The 18,728-nt window shown below is 62.0% G+C and carries 14 protein-coding genes; 6 read left to right on the top strand and 8 right to left on the bottom strand.

What is annotated here, in order from left to right; all coding sequences use genetic code 11:
* The first annotated feature begins 88 nt into the window (after positions 1–88).
* From B0G74_RS28315 to B0G74_RS28305, 3 genes are read left to right on the top strand one after another with little or no spacing between them, the layout of a single operon-like run.
* The gene (locus B0G74_RS28315; protein WP_132378478.1) at positions 89–1,480 is read left to right on the top strand and encodes an MFS transporter; all 1,392 of its coding nucleotides are present in this window, start codon (positions 89–91) and stop codon (positions 1,478–1,480) included.
* A gap of 27 nt (positions 1,481–1,507) precedes the next feature.
* Positions 1,508–3,007, top strand: a complete 1,500-nt coding sequence (tcuA, locus tag B0G74_RS28310; RefSeq protein ID WP_132378476.1) for an FAD-dependent tricarballylate dehydrogenase TcuA — start codon at positions 1,508–1,510, stop codon at positions 3,005–3,007.
* Positions 3,008–3,044: 37 nt separating this feature from the next.
* Positions 3,045–4,148, top strand: a complete 1,104-nt coding sequence (locus B0G74_RS28305; RefSeq protein WP_132378474.1) for an ornithine cyclodeaminase family protein — start codon at positions 3,045–3,047, stop codon at positions 4,146–4,148.
* A gap of 48 nt (positions 4,149–4,196) precedes the next feature.
* Here B0G74_RS28305 and hemH read toward each other — a convergent pair whose 3' ends face one another.
* Positions 4,197–5,267, bottom strand: coding sequence for a ferrochelatase (hemH, locus tag B0G74_RS28300; RefSeq protein ID WP_132378472.1), 1,071 nt, complete (start codon positions 5,265–5,267; stop codon positions 4,197–4,199).
* A gap of 416 nt (positions 5,268–5,683) precedes the next feature.
* Here hemH and B0G74_RS28295 point away from each other — a divergent pair, with 416 nt between their 5' ends.
* Positions 5,684–7,162 (top strand): catalase, encoded by a 1,479-nt coding sequence (locus B0G74_RS28295; protein ID WP_132378470.1) that lies wholly within the window; start codon positions 5,684–5,686, stop codon positions 7,160–7,162.
* An 85-nt stretch (positions 7,163–7,247) separates the two neighbouring features.
* On the opposite strand, the gene B0G74_RS28290 is transcribed toward B0G74_RS28295, so the two are convergent.
* Positions 7,248–7,415, bottom strand: coding sequence for a LacI family DNA-binding transcriptional regulator (locus tag B0G74_RS28290; RefSeq protein ID WP_132378468.1), 168 nt, complete (start codon positions 7,413–7,415; stop codon positions 7,248–7,250).
* Between the two features lie 95 nt (positions 7,416–7,510).
* Here B0G74_RS28290 and B0G74_RS28285 point away from each other — a divergent pair, with 95 nt between their 5' ends.
* Both B0G74_RS28285 and B0G74_RS28280 read left to right on the top strand, forming a co-directional pair.
* Positions 7,511–8,725: a phytanoyl-CoA dioxygenase family protein gene (locus B0G74_RS28285; RefSeq protein ID WP_132378466.1), complete on the top strand. Its 1,215-nt coding sequence runs from the start codon at positions 7,511–7,513 to the stop codon at positions 8,723–8,725.
* Positions 8,726–8,886: 161 nt separating this feature from the next.
* Positions 8,887–9,132, top strand: a complete 246-nt coding sequence (locus B0G74_RS28280; protein WP_132378464.1) for a hypothetical protein — start codon at positions 8,887–8,889, stop codon at positions 9,130–9,132.
* Between the two features lie 133 nt (positions 9,133–9,265).
* Here the strand turns inward: B0G74_RS28280 and B0G74_RS46800 are convergent, their stop codons facing one another.
* From B0G74_RS46800 to B0G74_RS28245, 6 genes are all read right to left on the bottom strand, one after another.
* Positions 9,266–12,313 (bottom strand): MFS transporter, encoded by a 3,048-nt coding sequence (locus tag B0G74_RS46800; RefSeq protein ID WP_243658324.1) that lies wholly within the window; start codon positions 12,311–12,313, stop codon positions 9,266–9,268.
* A gap of 358 nt (positions 12,314–12,671) precedes the next feature.
* Positions 12,672–13,175, bottom strand: a complete 504-nt coding sequence (locus B0G74_RS28265; protein ID WP_243658323.1) for a lipocalin-like domain-containing protein — start codon at positions 13,173–13,175, stop codon at positions 12,672–12,674.
* 310 nt (positions 13,176–13,485) lie between these two features.
* Positions 13,486–15,723, bottom strand: coding sequence for a xanthine dehydrogenase family protein molybdopterin-binding subunit (locus tag B0G74_RS28260; protein WP_132378460.1), 2,238 nt, complete (start codon positions 15,721–15,723; stop codon positions 13,486–13,488).
* 24 nt (positions 15,724–15,747) lie between these two features.
* Positions 15,748–16,752 carry a xanthine dehydrogenase family protein subunit M gene (locus B0G74_RS28255; RefSeq protein ID WP_132378458.1) on the bottom strand — a complete coding sequence of 335 codons (1,005 nt, stop codon included), beginning with the start codon at positions 16,750–16,752 and terminating at the stop codon, positions 15,748–15,750.
* 11 nt (positions 16,753–16,763) lie between these two features.
* On the bottom strand, positions 16,764–17,222 hold the full coding sequence (locus tag B0G74_RS28250; protein ID WP_243658373.1) for a 2Fe-2S iron-sulfur cluster-binding protein: 459 nt from the start codon (positions 17,220–17,222) through the stop codon (positions 16,764–16,766).
* Positions 17,223–17,643: 421 nt separating this feature from the next.
* Complete coding sequence (locus B0G74_RS28245) at positions 17,644–18,591, bottom strand: phosphodiester glycosidase family protein (RefSeq protein WP_165923935.1); 948 nt, start codon at positions 18,589–18,591, stop codon at positions 17,644–17,646.
* Positions 18,592–18,728: the final 137 nt, after the last annotated feature.

Below are 18,728 nucleotides of genomic sequence, written 5' to 3'. Positions count from 1 at the left end.
GTGCTAAAGCACTAACTCCGGTCGACAGCTTTGCATGGGACCGGAGTAAGTGCTAAAGCACTAACTCCGGTCGACAAAGGAGACAGGCATGAACGACTCACTCGTCGCCGCGCGCGTCGACCGTTTGCCGAACTCGCGGATGCATCGCGAATGGATGTTTCTGTTCGCGATTCCGCTCTTTTTCGATAGCTGCGATATCAACACGTTCGCGTCGGCGGCGCCCGCGCTGATCCGGCATTGGCATATCGCGATCAATGAAATCGCGCTGATCACGTCCGCGAGTTTCATCGGCATGTTCTTCGGCGCGACGCTCGGCGGTTTGCTGTCCGACCGGCTCGGGCGCAAACGCTCGCTGATGCTGTTCGTGCTGATCTCGTCGCTCGGTTCGCTGGCAACGGCGGTCGTACCGAGCGTCCCGTATCTGTTCGCCGCGCGGGTCGTCACCGGGTTCGGCATTTCCGCGGGCATGGTGACGGTGATGACCTATATCGCCGAACTCTTCCCGGCGCGCTCGCGCGGCACCTGGCAGTCGTGGGCCATGGTCATCAACCTGTGCGCGATTCCGCTGACCAACTTCGTCGCGCGCCTGCTCGTGCCGTTCGGTCCAGACGGCTGGCGCTGGGTCTTCGTGTGGGGCGCGCTTGGCATTGCGTTTCCGCTGATCGCAAAGCGGCTTCCCGAGTCGCCACGCTGGAGCGCGCGAGCAGGACGCTTCGACGAGGCCGAAGCCGCGCTCTCGGCGATGGAGGCAAGGAGCGTCGCCGAAGGTAACGTGCTGAGCTCGCCCGAGGTCGTCGTGCGGCCGCCCGAAGCGCGCGAGCCATGGATGACGATGTTCAACAGCGTCTACCGCCGGCGCACGCTCACGCTCTGCGCGATCTGGCTGCTGCAGACGATCGGCTTCTACGGCTTTGAGGCATGGGTGCCGACCTTGCTGGTGCATCACGGCATCACGATTGCACGCAGCCTCACGTATTTCACGCTGATCAACGTGGGCGCGCCGCTTGGCGCATTGCTCGCGGTCTATCCCGCCGACCGTTTCGAACGCAAGCATCTGATCGCGCTCGTTGCGCTCCTGATCGCGGGATTCGGCCTGCTATACGGGCTGAGCTTCACGCCGGTACTGATCGTGACGTTCGGATTCGCGGTCGGCATGCTGACGCAGACCTTCGCGACGCTACTCTATTCGTACACGCCCGAACAGTTTCCGACCGGCGTGCGCAATAGCGCAACGGGTCTCACGTATGGCGCGGGCCGGATCGCGAATGTCGCGAATGCCTTCGTGATCGCGGCGATCTACACGAACTACGGCTATGTGACCGTGTTCATGTATATCGCGGGCGCATGGTTCCTGACTGCGTTGATCACACTCGTCTTCGGCCCGCGGACCACCGGCCGCAGCCTCGAAACACTGAACCCGGTCGTGGATGAAGTGGACGCGGCGTCGCTGACACCGCTTGCTGAATACCCACGACGCTAGATCACACTGGAACTGGAGAGCCAACTGATGACCCTCGACGAACTCAACGATATCGACGTGCTAGTAATCGGCGCGGGAAACGCCGCGGCCAATGCGGCACTCGCCGCACGCGAAGGTGGCGCGAAGCGCATCGCACTGCTCGAAAGCGCACCGGAGGAAGCCCGCGGCGGCAACTCTGCATTCACGGGCGGCGCGTTCCGCTTCGTCTACGATTCCGTCGACGACCTGTTGAAGCTCGCGCCGGATATCGCGGAACTGGACCTGCCGAATATCGATTTCGGCACCTACACGCGCGAGCAGTACTTCGACGATATCGGCCGGCTAACCGAGTTCCGCGCCGACCCGGATCTGACCGACGTACTGATCGGCAACAGCTACGACGCCGCGCTGTGGCTCAAGCGGCATGGCGTGCGATTCCAGCCGGCGCTGGGGCGGCAGGCGTTTCGTGTCGAAGGCAAATTCCGTTTCTGGGGCGGTCTCGCCTGCCACATTCTGGGTGGCGGCACGCATCTGGTCGAAACGCTGCATCATGCGCTGAAGGACGCGGGAATCGGCGTGCTCTATCGCACTCAGGCAATGGGCCTGCTGCATGGCGACGGGCGCATCGAAGGCGTGCGCGCCATGCATGAGGGGCGGCAGGTCGACATCCGCGCGAAAGCGGTGGTGCTCGCATGCGGCGGTTTCGAGTCGAGCGCGGAGATGCGTGCGCGCTATCTCGGGCCGAACTGGGACCTGGCAAAAGTGCGTGGCACACGCTACAACACCGGCTGGGGCCACAAGATGGCGATGGAAATCGGCGCGGCGGTAACGGGGCACTGGTCCGGCGCGCATGCGGTGCAATGGGACATGAATGCACCCGAGTACGGCGATCTGACGATTGGCGATCGCTTCCAGAAACACAACTACCCGTTCGGGATTCTGGTGAACGCGAAGGGCGAGCGTTTTCTCGACGAGGGGCTCGACTTTCACAGTTTCACCTACGCGAAGTATGGGCATGAAGTCTTGCGCCAGCCAGGCCTTTTCGCGTGGCAGATCTTCGATCAGAAAGTCGTCAAGCTGCTGCGCGACGAGTACAGGATTGCGCGCATCACCAAAGAGACGGCGAACACGCTCGAAGAACTGGCGCCGAAACTCACGGGCGTCGATCCAGAAGGTTTTCTGCGTACCGTGCGCGCGTATAACGAGGCGCCGCGGCCCGATGTGTCGTTCAATCCGAACATCCACGACGGCCTGCGCACGAGTGGACTCGGCATCGACAAAACCAACTGGGCCAATCGGCTCGACACGCCGCCTTTTGAAGCCTATGGCGTGACCACGGGCGTGACCTTTACGTTCGGTGGACTGAAGGTGTCGACGGAGGCCGAGGTGCTCGACACGTCGGGTACGCCGATTCGAGGGCTGTTCGCGGCGGGCGAGATTGTCGGCGGTCTTTACTATCACAACTACGGCAGCGGCACGGGGCTCGTCGCCGGCGTGGTGTTCGGGCGGCGCGCCGGGGCAGGCGCGGCGCGGCTGGTTGCACGCTGATTCGGACGCTAACGGGAACGCTCGGGGACTCATTACGATGCTGCTTATCGATAACGACTGTGTCGCGCGCGTGCTGACGATGCGCGATTGCATCGACGTGCAGGAACGCGCGTTTGCCGGATTGCCGGGTGGCGCGTCGATTGGGCGTCCACGTATCGACACCTATGTGCCGACGCAGCGCGACGACAGCTATTACCGTTTCGGCTCGGTGGATGGCGCGACCGACGGCATTCTGGCGGTGCGTCTGAAATCGGACGTGATGGTGTGGCCGCGTGACGCCGACGGCCGCGCGGGCAGCGAGCAGAAGTACTGCGTCGAGCCGGGCACGTATTGCGGGCTGGTGATGCTGTTCAGTACCGAGAACGGCAAGCCGCTCGCGATGCTCAACGACGGCCACCTGCAACACATGCGCGTGGGCGGCGCGGCGGGACTCGGCACGCGGCTGCTTGCGCGTGAGGACGCGCACACCGTCGGCATGATCGGCTCGGGCGGCATGGCCGAAACGTTTCTCGAGGCGCTGGTGGCGGTACGCGAGATTCGGCGCGTGCGCGTTTTCAGCCGTCGCGAGGCGAACCGTTTGCGATTTGCGCGGGACATGGCGGCGAAACTTGGGATCGAGGTCGAAGCTGTCGGCTCGGCCGAAGAGGCGGTGCGCGGCGCCGACATCGTCGCCACCTGCACCGACAGCATGACGCCCGTCATCGACGCCGACTGGCTGGAACCGGGCATGCACGTGGTGGCGCTCACGCCGCGTGAATTCGACACCAGTGTCGCAAACCGCTTCGACGTGTGCATCGCGCAAGGCCGTGAACGCTTGCCGATGGAGGAGAGTGAACGCTTCAGCCAGCGCGTGTCGGGCAGCCCGAATGCGTTTATCGGCGGAAGCGGCGAGGAGCGGGCGCGTTTGCCCGTGTCACGCGGAGAAAGAGTGGATACGACCGGCTGGCCGGTTTACACCGACGTGATAACCGGCCGCGCGCCGGGCCGCACGGATGCCCGGCAGATCACCTTCTATTACACAGTGGGCAATTGGGGCGTCCAGTTTGCGGCGGTGGGCGGGCATGTGTATCGGGAAGCGGCGCGGCTGGGCCTTGGCATTGCGTTGCCGGAGCACTATTTCCTGCAGTCTATTAGAAATTGAATACAGGGTGCGTGGGCCTGCACGTGGACCGCGCGCAACCTGCACGAATCAAAGCGTAAGACATGATGCGGCGCCCATGTCAGAGATCGTGACTTCTTCCTTCCGGCAGGATTGTGTGACGACGCCGCTCCAGTGCTTCAACTGATCGAGTGCAAGCTCCCCGAGTGCATCGATGAACGGCGCTGACGCGTTCACGCAATCGATCCGATGGAACTCCCTGCCGCCCCATTTGAGGAACGTGTCCCGCCCTTCGACGCCGATTTCATCGACGGTTTCGATACAGTCGGCAGTAAAGCCCGGGCAAAAGACATCTACGCGATGCGTGCCGGACGCGCCGAGTTCAGCCAGTGTTTCCGCGGTATGTGGTCCGATCCACTCCTGTCTTCCGAACTCCGACTGGAACGTCACTCTGCAGTGGTGTGCGTCAAGGCTCAACGCCTCGGCAAGCAGTGCGCCCGTCTCGAGGCATTGCGCGTGGTAAGGGTCGCCACGCTCGATAGCGCGTTGCGGTAAGCCGTGAAAGCTCAGAAGCATTTGATCGCCGCGGTTGAAGTCGGGGCGTCCGTGCACATACCAGTGCCGCCGTACGGTGTCGGCGAGCGCGGAAATATAGCGTGAATCTGCAAAGTACTGTTTGATGAAACGCACCTCCGGTTGATTGCGGATCTGTGCGAACGCGGAGGCCACCTTGTCGAAGGCCGTGGCGGTGGTCGATGCCGCGTACTGCGGATACATCGGCAAGATCACAATGCGATCGCAGCCCTGCCGGATCAGACGATCGAGTTCTCCCGCGATGCTCGGCGTGCCGTAACGCATCGCGTAAGCGACGCGCACCTGCTGTCCACGTTCGGCCAGCCATCTTCGAAGTGCGGTGGCCTGCTGTTCGGTATGCACGCGGAGCGGCGATCCGTCGGGCATCCAGATGGATTCATATCGGCGCGCCGCCGCGTGACTTCTGAATGGAAGCACGAGGCCGCGAAGAATGGGCTGCCAAAGCCATTGCGGCATTTCGATCACGCGCGGGTCGGAGAGGAACTCCGCAAGATAACGATGCACTTCACGCGCAGTGGGTGCGTCTGGTGTACCGAGGTTGATCAGCAAAACTGCCGCGCGAGGCATTGAAACGGCCTGGGACGTTTTCTGAATAGAGATGTCAGCATACATTTCGCGTCACCTAAAGGTTGGCCCTCGGATCTATTTGAGGGTTGGGCGATGTCATCGATTTGCGATTCACCCTGTGGACCAATCATCGCCAATTCCGCGCTTTGGGTCCAAGTCGTATTTTCTAGCGCTTCCATAAGTCGCGACTATCGGCTACGTGAGACGGTCTGCAGGCGTGCTGGCAGTTTTCCCACGTAGATTGTCCTTATTCGACGTATGAGCTGGCATCGGGGACTTAGTATTCTGTTATCCAATCAGTAAATAATTCCAAACATGGCAGATGCACAGCGCTGCTATTCTTGAATCGTCAAACGATGGTTGCGATTCGCAACTGTTTGCATCGGTTTTCATCACCCCAATGCGAGGATAGGAACATGAATATGAAGAGGAAGTTGACTACGGTATTTGGCGCACCTGTTGCCGACAATCAGAACATCCAGACCGCGGGTCCGAACGGCCCGGCGTTGTTGCAAGATGTGTGGCTCCTCGAAAAACTGGCGCACTTCGATCGTGAAGTCATTCCGGAGCGGCGGATGCACGCGAAGGGTTCAGGCGCATTCGGCACGTTCACTGTGACGCACGACATCACGAAATATACGCGCGCAAAGATTTTCTCGAAGATCGGCAAGAGCACGGAAATGTTCGCGCGCTTCTCGACGGTTGCCGGCGAACGCGGTGCGGCCGACGCCGAACGCGACATTCGCGGCTTTGCATTGAAGTTCTATACCGAAGAAGGCAACTGGGACATCGTCGGCAATAACACGCCGGTGTTCTTCTTTCGCGACCCGTTGAAGTTCCCGGACCTGAACCATGCGATCAAGCGCGATCCTCGCACTGGCATGCGTAGCGCACAGAACCAATGGGATTTCTGGACCCAGCTTCCCGAGGCGTTGCATCAGATCACGATCATCATGAGCGATCGCGGCCTGCCGAGTTCTTTCCGTCATATGCACGGCTTTGGGAGCCACACGTATAGCTTTATCAACGCGGCAAATGAACGCTTCTGGGTCAAGTTTCATTTCCGCACGCAGCAAGGTATCAAGAATCTGACGGACGCTGAGGCCGAGACCTTGGTTGGCCGGGATCGCGAATCACATCAGCGCGATCTGTATGAGAGCATCGAGCGCAAAGATTTCCCGCGCTGGACGCTGTTCGTGCAGATCATGCCCGAGAAGCAAGCGGGTTCGTACCGCATCAATCCGTTCGACCTCACGAAGGTATGGCCGAAGTCTGATTATCCGTTGATCGAAGTTGGCGAGATGGAACTCAATCGAAACGCCGACAACCATTTTGCGGATGTCGAGCAGGCTGCATTCGCGCCGTCGAACATCGTACCGGGAATCGGCTTCTCGCCGGACCGGATGCTGCAAGGGCGACTCTTCTCTTACGGGGATACGCAGCGTTATCGTCTGGGCGTCAACTATGCGCAGATTCCGGTGAATGCGCCGAGGGGAGCGAGCTACGTCAACAGCTATCACCGTGATGGTCAAGGACGTACTGACGGTAACCAGGGTGGCACGATCTCCTACGAACCGAATACGCGTGGCGAGTGGGTCGAGCAGCCGGACTACCGCGAACCGCCGCTGAGCCTGGAAGGCGCTGCGGATCACTGGAATCATCGGGTCGACGACGACTACTTCTCGCAAACGGGCGTTCTGTTCCGCAACATGTCACCCGGGCAACAGCAAGTGTTGTTCGAGAACACCGCGCGTGCACTGCAGGGTGTGTCGGACCCGGTCGTTCAGTTGCATATCGAACATTGCCGGCTTGCGGATCCGGCCTATGGTGCAGGTGTCTCTGCGGCGGTCAGGAAGCTTGCGAACGCAAAATCGAGCGGCGGCAACATAAGCTAGTCGAGTGGAATCAAATGTTTCACGACGCTATCGCGGGACGGCAAACGCTTTCATGCATTGCCGGCCCTGCGATGTACAGCTTCGATCAGATAAACAACTGTAGTTCCTGCTTCTCGATCTCCTTGATTGCTTGCTCGACGCGCTTGCGCGCATGTTCACGAGCGTGTGCGCGGCCATTGAGTACGTGGTCGACTGTTGCCACCCCGCCCCCGGCCTGTAGAGCTATGTCCGTGATAAGAAAGTGGTGAACCACGGCGGATCCCTCGGATTTGAGGTGTTTTTGATGGATTAATGATACCCCGTTGGCAGTCCATGGCGCTATGCTGTGACGTACAGAGGGAGAGAGACATGGGCCACAGCGAGGATCGCATCGAAGAGCGAGGGCAGAGTTGGTACCGCGAACGCGACTGCGCTCTGAATGAATTCGTCGCTCTGCTGGAAGGCGATGACAACGGCTCGACGCGCTATGCGGCGGAAATCACACAGCGCATTCCCGTTTACGACTGTCAGCAACTCGATGGCATGACACACGATGCGTCCGAGAGAGCCCAGTTGCAGGCGGAATGGGCTCGCGTCCTTCACGAGGGCGCAGGGGTGCTGGTGCTTCGGCGGGCATATGCCGATACCGGGCCTGTCGACGACGCGACGGCCGTCTTCGAATCGATTATTCGCAGTGAGCGCGAGCAAGGATCGCGTGTGGCAGACCATTTCGCAAAGGCGGGCGCGAATGACCGGATCTGGAACGCCCAGGAAAAGCTCTGCCTGCGAGCGCCCGAAGTATTCGCGCAGTATTTCTCAAATCCGATGTTGATGATCGCGTCGGAAGCGTGGCTTGGACCGTCCTACCAGATGACGTCACAGGTCAATGTAGTGCGCCCCGGCGGCGCTGCTCAACAAGCGCATCGCGATTACCACCTCGGCTTCCAGACGGTTGAAAAGGCCGAACGCTATCCTGCGCACGTGCATCGGATGTCCGCCTTCCTCACCCTGCAGGGCGCGGTGGCGCATAGCGACATGCCGGTTGAGAGCGGTCCGACGAAGCTCCTGCCGTATTCGCAGCGATACGACGAGGGATATCTGGCATGGCGCCGAGCCGATTTTCGGGAATATTTCGAAGCCCATTTCGTCCAACTGCCGCTCTCCAAGGGCGATGCCGTGTTTTTCAATCCCGCGTTGTTCCATGCGGCCGGCGAAAATCGCACCACGGACATTCAACGCATGGCGAATCTCTTGCAGGTCTCGTCGGCTTATGGCCGGGCGATGGAAGTGCTCGACCGCAGGAGAATGTGCGAGGCGGTTTATCCGGTACTGCGCGAGCGCCGCGCGTCGGGGCGGATAAGTGACACGGAAGCCGCCGCGGCAATCGCATCCTGCGCCGAGGGATACCCGTTCCCTACCAACCTCGACCGCGACCCGCCGGTCGGCGGGTTGGCGCCGGAGAGCCAACAGGAACTCATGCACCGCGCACTTGACGAGGACTGGGATCCCGCCAGATTCACGCTCGCCTTAAACGAGCATGCTGCGCGGCAACGCTCCGCTGATCCGCAATCTGGCCCGTGTTAACAATTTCTTTAGACTGGGTCGATGGCGCAAAGAACGCTCTGATCGCAGGATTGACACAGCGATAGCAACCCGACGCCGCATCCTCGCGGGCACCGTCCGGGATCGCCCTAAGGCCGGTAATGCACTGACCGTTTCCGCACTTGTGGATAGGAGAAATTGACATGAAAACGCTTCGAATCGTTGCCCTCTGCGCGATCGGCATGTTCCTGGGACAAGCGTGGGCGCAAGACAAACCAGTACCATCGGGAACCGCACCGGCCGTTCAGGATGTCGGTGGCGTCACCGACGCGTCGAGGGGTGAAACAGGAATGGCAATGAGTCCGGCGCGGCAGACCTATCCGGACCTGAACGCCCTGCAATCCGGGGACCAAAGCCGTTTCGGGACTAGTACGTTCCGCCACCACTGAGCGCCGCACAACAGCTTCGCGCGGCTGCCGTCCCGCACGATGAGTGCCCGCGAATACACTCATCGCGCGTAACGGGGCAGGCTACGGCGCCGACCGGGGCCCGTCCGTCGAATGATGGGGCTATGCTCCGGGCTCAGTAGCCGATACGCTTCTCGACGTTCCGGAATCGCCCCGTCGACCGGTAGCGATTGAACCATGCATTGGTACGCAGTTCGCACAGGCGCGGCGAATGTTCGACAAGCGCAACATCGAGCCAGTGAAACATCTCGTCCGGCTGGTCGAGCCTCGCATAAATTTCCGCGAACAGAAGCGGCGACGTGTAGCGCCTTTGACGTCTCGTCATCAGGTCCTGCAAATACCACTGAAGGACTTTTTTATAACCCCCGGTGTCCCAGACCGTGCGAATAGTCTCCGCGCGGGCGAATTCGCCGCACCGCGTTAGTGCATCAACGGTCGCTTCGACGGCCTCCTCGTATTGACCCTGCCCTTCATATGCGGTCGCCAGTAGCTGATAGACGAGTGGGGAGCGATTGCCATGCCCCGCATTCAGGCACTCCCGAATCACTTCGTCGTATTTGCCCGCCTGCACGAGTCCGAATACGCGTGATCCTTCGAATCCGAGCGGGTCGACTTTCTCGGCACGCTCGAACTGTGCTCTGCCTTCCGCTTCTCGCCCAAGCACCAGCAGGAGCCGCGCATACAGGCGGCTCGTTTCGGCGTGGCTCGGGTTCAACCGTAATGCCTCGAGGAACTCCTCCTCGGCCCGGCGCCAGTCCCAGTCATAGAAGTAGTGCACGCCAGCCAGCGCCTGGTGAGCCTCAGGAAGATTGGCATCCAGTTCCAGTGCTTGCAGCGCCGCCTGCCGCGCTCGCGGGTGGCCCTCCGACGGTGCGCACACTCCGTGCGTCGCAGCGGCGCCTAAAACGTTCGACATCCCCACATATCCGAGCGCGTAAGTCGGATCCCGTTCGATCGCGAGCTCGAAGTAGCCGCGCGCGCGAACGAAGTCCTCGTCACTTAGCGCGTGATGCGCGGCGAACCCCGCATCGAAGTGCACGCGGCGGGTCCAGTAGTAACGGCCGCGCAGATACGCGTCGTGCGCCGCCGGATCGACCGGCAAACGTCGCGCCAGCCTGTGCCGTTGCTGTTCCGCGAGCGCGGGCGATACTTCCTGAGCGAGCGCCGTTGCAACCTCTTTCTGGATTTCCAGCGCTCCGCTCGTCATCGGCTCATACGCGCGACTCCAGATCTGCACCTGGTCGAAGCAACGGATCAGTTGCGCCAGAATACGAATCCTCGTGCCGTCCCGCTTGAGCGCGCCTTCCAGCACGTAATCGATCGACAATTCGCGCGCGATCTCCGCAATACTCTTGCTCACCCGTCTGCAGTGAGCGGCGGTCGTCCTCGAAATGACAAGGATGTGCTCCGGATCGAGCATGCCGATACTGGCGGAGGTTTCGTCGGCCAGCGCGTCGCAGAAGCTGTTCTGGCCGGAATCGCCGGTCTGGTTTTCGAACGGCAGTACCAGTATCCGCACGGCTTCCTGCGGGGCGGGCGCCAATTCAGCCGGCGCGGGCCGTACGTTGTTCAGACGATAGCCTTTGCCCTTCACGGTGATGATGTGCTGCGGGTTGACCGGATCGTCGTGCAGCGCGACGCGGATTTTCCGGATCGCCGTATTGATGCAGTTGTCCGTTTCCCGATACGCGTTCGCGCCCCACAGGGCTCTCACGATATCCGCACGCGTGACGAGTTCCCCGTTGCGCGATGCCATCAGGATCAGCAACTCCATCGGCAGGCGCTCGAGGCTGACCTTCTCGCCTGCGCGGCGCAATTCGTAGCGCTGGATGTTCAGTTCGACATCCGCAATCCGGACGGATTCTGGCGTGTTCATCTGCGCTCCTGCCACCGCGAGTTCCGGTTCACAGCGACGACGTCGAAGCGCCGCCGCTCGCGCTTCATGCCGAATGAAGCCGCGAACGCGAGCGCCGAGCACAACACAATGACGAGCGCGGGCGCAGGCATCCAGTGCAGGCCCGAAACGAGGAAATTCGCTGCGAGCGGTGTCAGTCCCAGCGACGCGGACAGTCCGAGATTCATGGACGTGGGCAACACCGCTGAAGCGGACGTCGACGGGGAACATTTCCGCGATCGCGCACGCGAAGGTTCCGTTCGCAAACGAGCTGACGACGCCGGCCATCAGGAACAGCGCAGGCAGGCTCACGTAGTGACGGGTGGCCGCAATGAAGAAGAAGGGCGCGAAAAGCGCGGACAAAACGGTTCCCGACCTGAACACATAACGGCGCGGCAACAGGTCGCCAACGTGCGATGTCACGAGAATGCAGGCAGCCACGACGACCAGATACCACATCTGGGCACTCGCGATCTGGTGTGTGTCGTATTGAAGCCTTTGCAGATAACTTGGTGCGAAGCCGATAAAGATGCCACCCGACGCACCCGCCAACAGAGACGCGCCGGTTCCTGTCGTCAGGGGAGCGAAATGGTTGCGGAACAGGACGGCAAGAGGCTCGCGATGCCGGGCGCCGATCGCTTGCGCGTACTCGTTGGTCTCCGCAAGCGTCCGGCGCAGGACAAAGCTCAACAGCCCGACCATTCCACCAAGCAGGAAGCCACTCCGCCATCCGAATGCATTGACCTGCGCGGGTGTGAGCGCCCATTGCAGAGCAAAGTTAATGCTCGTCGCCAGAAGCAACGCCAGGTTGACCGCGACGAACACGATGCCGCACAGAAGACCAGGCCTGCCGCGCGCGGTTTCGACCGCGTAGACGATTGCGCCTGGCAACTCGCCGCCCAGGCAGAGACCTTGGATGAGCCGCAGCATGAGAAGAAGCGCTGGGGCAAGCGCGCCCCATGCCGCGTATGAAGGAAGTATTCCGATGAGAAGCGTAGAAACGGAGGCGATCATCGCCGACGACACGAAGACAAGGCGCCGGCCGTGCGTGTCGCCGAACCGCCCAAGCAGGATGCCGCCCACCGGCCTGGAAAGGTAGCCAATGGCCAGCACCGTGAACGACAACGTCTCCGCCGGCACGCCAGTTCCTGTCGGAAAGAACTCGCTGCCGATGCTTCTTGCAAAGAATCCGAAGATAACGAAATCGAATACCTCGAGCGCTCCACCGGTACTGGCGACCAGAATGGTCCAGCGTTGGTGTGCCGTCATCGACTCTTTTCGGATTAGGGGCGAATCGTCGAGCATGGTAATCCCTGATGTCGCCAGGCATAACTACCGTTTTAAGCGGACGCCGCTGCGGAGGGACGTGTTCAGCCACCACCGTGTCAAGCCGACTCCGATGACGGTGCATGATCGTTCTGGCTTAAATATGATGGACGACAATTCGCTTACACGAAAGGTCTTTAGATTCGCCTCGTGATTCCTGACGACGGATTGACGCGCGCCGCACTCGGACTCGGCGCTTGGCGCCAGGTCCGCGATAGCGAGGGATACGGCGACCTGAACGCGATTACGTTGTCCGGTCTCGCCGCTGGAGGTTCAGGTTATGAACCTCGCGTTCTGCTGCTTACTTCATTCGTTGCCACACGACTTTCGATGCGCCATATCCGAAGCTCCCAGGCGTGATGTAGGTCAGCCGGTCGCCATCGAGGGTGAATGGGCGTCGTTGAACATCCCCGTCCCAGTTCGGAAAGGTACTTTTCTGAATGTGGAAAACGATCACCTGTCCGGCCGGATCGACGGTATAGGTGCCGAAGTGCGCGAAGTTGCCTTGGACGATGAGTAGGTTTTCTTCGGTGGTGCCCAATAAGCGGTTACCCGATGCGAACTTCGGCAAGTCTGCGCGAACTCCGAGCAGAACATAACGGCCGTCGGTGCCGAAGATGAGTTGGCCGTCCGGGTGCGGACCGAGCACTTCGACTTCGCTACCACTTCTCGAGGCGGTCAACGAAACCAAGGACCACGAACCCACCACGCCAGGCGCCGCCTGGGCAAAGGTCTTTGGGACGGCGAGACACAATGCAAGGGCCACCAGTGCGGCGGCCCGCAGGGTTTGGAGCATGGGCTTCATGGCGTTCTCCAGCACACGGGAGGGCAGAACCATTCCCTTCGATTCCCGGCGTGCGATGCCTGGTTCGTCTTCGATCATCAGAAGACAAGCTATTAGGATAGCTTTCCTGGCTACGACTTCCAATGAACATTGGAAGCGGCAGTTGATCCTTCTAGGAAATGGCTGCGACGGCTCGGTGCCTCCTTCGCCGTTTGCCTGGTTCTTGCCGCCGCGCCGAAACTTCCTTTAATTGCCGCAAGCGTATCCCACGCGTTTCCAACGCGAAGAACTTTACGTCGAAGCATGCCACTCGTTACAACGACATCTGCCCTCAAGCCATTTCCGCAGCCAGCAGATCTTCGATCATGATCGGCAACTTCCGCACGCGCACGCCGGTTGCATGATAGGTAGCATCGGTAATCGCCGCCGCGACGCCCGCGAGGCCAATTTCCGCAATCCCGCGAGCACCGAGTTCGTTGAACACGGTATCCGGATGATCGAGAAAGGTCACGTCAAGTTCGGGAGTATCCGCATTCGACGCGATGATGTAATCGGCCAGGTTGCTGTTGATCGGTGCGCCCGTCTGCCTGTCGTACGTCGTATGCTCGAACAGCGCCATGCCGACGCCCATCACGACTGCGCCTTCTATCTGGTTGCGGGCGGCGCGCGGGTTGATGATACGTCCGCCATCGATCACCGTGACGACGCGGCTCACGCGCAACCGCGCGATCTCCGGCTGCCACGTGACTTCGGCGAAGTGCGCGCCGTAGGAATAGATGGAGAAGCGTTTCTTGAGCGGATCGTCGAAGCCGCCCTGGGCGCTGCCGCTGCCTGATGCCGCGCTCATCTTCGCTGCTTCGAGAATCTGGCCGAACGGCACGCCGCGCTCCGGCGCGTCGCCCTTGCGATGCACGTGCCCCGCGCTGAACGCGAGCGCATCTTCGGCGGCGCCTTTGAACGGTGAACCATCGACGGCCGCCGCACGCGACAGCAACAGCTTGATGGCCGAACGCACCGCGTCGAGCACTGCCGGAATCACCGATGCAGTTGCCGCGCTGCCCCCCGAAACGGGTCCAAGCGGTAACACCGAATCGCCGAGACCGACTTCGATGCGAGTGAGGGGAATGCCGGTCTCCTCGGCGACCAGTTGCGCGAGCACCGTGTAGGTGCCGGTGCCGATGTCCTGTGTGCCGCATACAACACGGGCGCTGCCGTCCGCTCGAAGATCGACGTTCGCAGCCGCGGAAAAGCGCAAGCCTGGCCAGACACAAGCGCCGACGCCCCAGCCCAAAGTCAGGCCGTCGCGCTGCATCGATCCCACGCCCGGCGTCCGCTGCGACCATCCGAAGCGCTCAGCGCCCGTGCGCAAACATTCGACGAGATGCCGTGACGAGAACGGCAAACCCGTGCTTTCGTCGACGCGCGGTTCGTTGCGCAGCCTCAATTCGACGGGATCGAGGTTCAGCACATGCGCCAGTTCATTGATCGCCGATTCGACTGCGTACAGGCCGGGCACGGCGCCTGGGCCGCGCATCGACGTCGGCGAGCCGACGTTCCGGCGCGCGAGGCCGGAGGTCACGCGCAGGTTCGGCGTGCTATAGATGAGCGGCGTGACTTCGCCGCAACTTTCCTGGTATTCGTCGGCGATCGAGGTGTGGTTGACGTAGTCGTGCTGCACGGAGGTGAGTTTGCCGTCGCGTTCAGCCGACAGCCGCATGCGCTGCTGAGTCACGGGGCGGTGGCCGACGTTCTGGAACATCATCTTGCGGCTCACGACCAGCTTCACGGGACGGCCGGTCTGACGCGTCGCCGCTGCCGCGAGCAGCGTGTGCGGCCACATCCACAGCTTGCTCCCAAAGCCTGATCCGAGATAGCGGGAGATCACGCGGATCTTTTCCTTCGGCACGCCGAGCATCTGCGAGAGCGTGCCCAGGTGGACCGAAATGGCCTGCGTGGTCTCGTAAAATGTGTAGTTCTCACCGTCCCAGTCCGCGATCGACGCGTGCAGTTCGATCGGGTTGTGCGTTTCCGTGGGCGTGACGTAGGTTGCGTCGAGCGTCGCCGGCGCGGCGTCGAACGCACGATCCGGGTCGCCACGCTCGCTCTCGACCTTCGGCTTGTCGTCGGCCTCCAGTTCGTCGCGCACGTCGTGCGGCGTGATTTCGTAGCGAGCCCCGATCGCAGCCGACGCCGCGCTCGCCGCCTCGAAGGTATCCGCGATCACGACAGCGATGTACTGGCCGTAGTAGCGGATGATGTCGTCCTCGAAGGGCGGCCGTGCTTCGTCCACGAAGCCGGTCTCCATCGAGTTGCCGGAAAGCCGGTAGAAGCGGCCGATATTGTCTCGATGCAGCACCGCGTGTACGCCGGGCATCGCCTCGGCGTCCGCGATGTCGAGCGACACGAGCCGGCCGCTTGCGATCGTGCTGCACACCGGCACGGCAACCAGCAGATCGGGCAAATCGATATCGGAGGTATAGGCTGCGCTGCCGCTGACCTTCAGCGGTCCGTCGATACGCGCTTGAGGCCGTCCGATCACGGACAGCACGGAGTCGGATAAGGTAGACATGGGGCGTTCCTCTCGATCGGCGGTTCAGGGCGTGGCCGTAGCCTGGGTCAGCGCATGGACGATGCAGCGGCGCGCCAACTCGACTTTGAAGCCGTTCTGACTTTGCGGCTTCGCGTTCGCTAGCGCGGCGTCCGCGGCCTTGCGGAAGGTCGCGGCATCGGGCGTTGCGCCGCGCAGCACGGCTTCCGCTTCGAGCGCGTGCCAAGGCCGCGTGCCGACGCCGCCGAGTGCGACGCGCACATGTCCGATGTGTCCACCGTCGAGCGTCATGACCACGGCGGCCGACGCCAGTGCGAACTCGTACGACGCGCGATCGCGCAGCTTCAGGTAAACCGAGCGCGCGCCCGCTGGTAGAGGCGGCAGGGTCACGTGCGTGATAAGGTCGCCTGCGTCGAGCACGTTCTCGCGCTGCGGCGTCGCGCCTGGCAACACGAAGAAGTCGTCGATCGCGATGCTGCGCGCGCCGTCCGTTCCTTCGACGTGAATGGTCGCGTCGAGCGCGGTCAGGGCGACGTTCATATCCGACGGGTTGGTCGCGATGCAGGCGTCGCTGGCACCGAGAATCGCGAGCGTGCGATTGAATCCCTGGATCGCCGGACAGCCCGAGCCCGGCTCGCGCTTGTTGCATGGCATCGCGGTGTCGCGAAAGTACACACAGCGCGTGCGTTGCAGCAGGTTGCCGCCGGTCGTCGCCATGTTTCGCAATTGCGCCGAGGCTCCCGCGAGCAGCGCCTGCGACAGCACCGCATACGGTGTGCGGATCAGCGGATGCAGTGCCAGGTCCGCATTGCGCGCCATCGAGCCGATCTTCACGCCGCCATCGGGCAGTGCTTCGATACGGTCTAGCGGCAGCCGGCTGATGTCGATGACCCGCGTCGGCCGCTCGACGTTGAGCTTCATGAGGTCGAGCAATGTCGTGCCGCCCGCGAGAAAGCGCACTTGTGCGCCCTGCTGGGCCGTTGCCGAAGCCGCGCCCGCCGCGATCGCCTCACGCACGCCGTTGGCGCGCGACAACTGGAAGATTTCCATGATGGCGCTCCTCAGGACTGGCCGCGCACGCGCTGGATTGCCGCGACGATGTTCTGGTAGGCGCCGCAGCGGCACAGATTGCCGCTCATCGCTTCGCGCACTTCGGCGTCGCCCGGCCCGACCGCTTCATCGAGCAGCGCGACGGCGGACATGATCTGGCCCGACGTGCAGTAGCCGCACTGATAGCCGTCGCATTCTACAAACGCGGCCTGCATCGGATGCAGCGCTTCGGGCTGACCAATGCCTTCGATGGTGGTGATTTCGTCGCCGGCGTGCGTGCCGGCGAGCGACAGGCACGCATTCACGCGCCGTCCGTTCACGTGCACCGTGCACGCGCCGCATTGGCCGTGGTCGCAACCCTTTTTCGTGCCGGTGAGGTGCAGATGCTCGCGCAGCGCGTCCAGCAGCGTGGTGCGCGGATCGAGCGACAGCGTGTAGAGATTGCCGTTGACGGTCAACTCGACTGGCATCGTCGCGTTCGCGGAAGGCTGGCGGCCGGTTCGGGCTGCGTCGGGGTCGGCGCTCTGTTGCGTGGTGTTGGAGGCGGTCTGTTGCATCATGCGTTCTCCTCATGGCGAGAGAGGCCCCCATCCGGCGACAATCGGCGCGGCCGGGCGGCAGGCTGAAGCAGGATTTGGAACCATTGGCGATCGATTCGCCGGGGTGTCGGACATTCAGGTTAGCGAGCGTCGGAAGACACGTTACGCACGCCCGGATGAGTCAGCAGCAAATCTGATGCCCAGACGTGTCGTGCCTGAAAATCATTTGCGACCGACCGGCTCGACTGATCGCGAGTGTCGGGATCAATCTACCCCAAATGTAGAAGAAAAAAGCCGGACGCGTGAGCGCCCGGCCATTTTGAAGCTGATGCGGCTTCGACTATTCAATGCCTCAAAACGGCAGGCCCGGCAAGTCCGGCAGCTTCAACGCATGCACGCCGATCGCCGACGCGTCGAGCCGTTCCGCACCGCCACTCGGTGTATCGACGATAAACGGCACGCCGATCTGGTCGGCGCGCACGAGTTCGGTCGAGCCGCCGCCGTCGAGATTGATCGCGTCGTCCGCGCCGATCGCCTTCATCAGTTGCGCCGATTGCGCGTTGGTCGTGCCCGTCGAATAACCCGCGACGCGTCCGTCGATCACGACGAGATAGAGAAAGCGCCCCTGTTGCGACAGGCCGACCAGTGTGCGCGGATTCGGATTAAGCGGATCGCCTTCGTTCGGGCTTTGCGCGCTGACGTCCTGGCCGTTTTTCAGCAGAATCGCCGAGCCGGCGACCGCCGTATCGATCAGCTTCAGATCCTGCGCTGAAATCTGCGGCGCTTCGGCGATATACGCGCGGCCCTGCCGCGTGATCGCAAGTACCGCTTCACTTTGCGTCGGGTCGCTGGTCAGCGGGCTCACGATCTGGCCGTGCGACACCAGCAAGCCGATGATCGACTTCGGCTCCGGCGTCGTCGCGCAGCACGGCGCGAAAAAGTTCGCGTTGACTGCGAGCCGCACACCGGTGCGCGCGGCGAATTGCGAAATCGTTTCCGACGTCGTCATCAGCGGGCCGCTATGCCCGGTCGTTTCGACGCTCACGCCCGGCGCGCGCAAATCGATGCGCATCACGTATGCGCGGCTCACGGTCGGCTTGCCGCCCGTAGTCACGGCATTCGACGGCACGGTCGCCATTTCGGCATCGACGCCGACATACACGGGCGAGTAGCCGCTTTGCGTGATCTGCGTGGTGGGATCGGGCACGTCGGCTTGCACGCTGGCCGAAGCGAGGCCGATGATCGCCGCGGCGGCGAGCGCTTTCAGAGTTGCTGTGACGGGGAACAGGGCACGCGTCATCTCTTTAGTCTCCATGGACGGCGGCGACAAAGTTGTCACTCTTACCGTGCCGCAGACGTTAGAGACGCGATATGACCACCACGTGATTTCTTTTTTTCATTCGGCTTTCGATGAAGGGCGGCATGTGCGCCGAAAAA

Origin of the sequence: Paraburkholderia sp. BL9I2N2 (assembly GCF_004339745.1) — a bacterium.
GTDB lineage: Bacteria > Pseudomonadota > Gammaproteobacteria > Burkholderiales > Burkholderiaceae > Paraburkholderia.
This window is presented reverse-complemented; position numbering and strand designations above follow the sequence as displayed.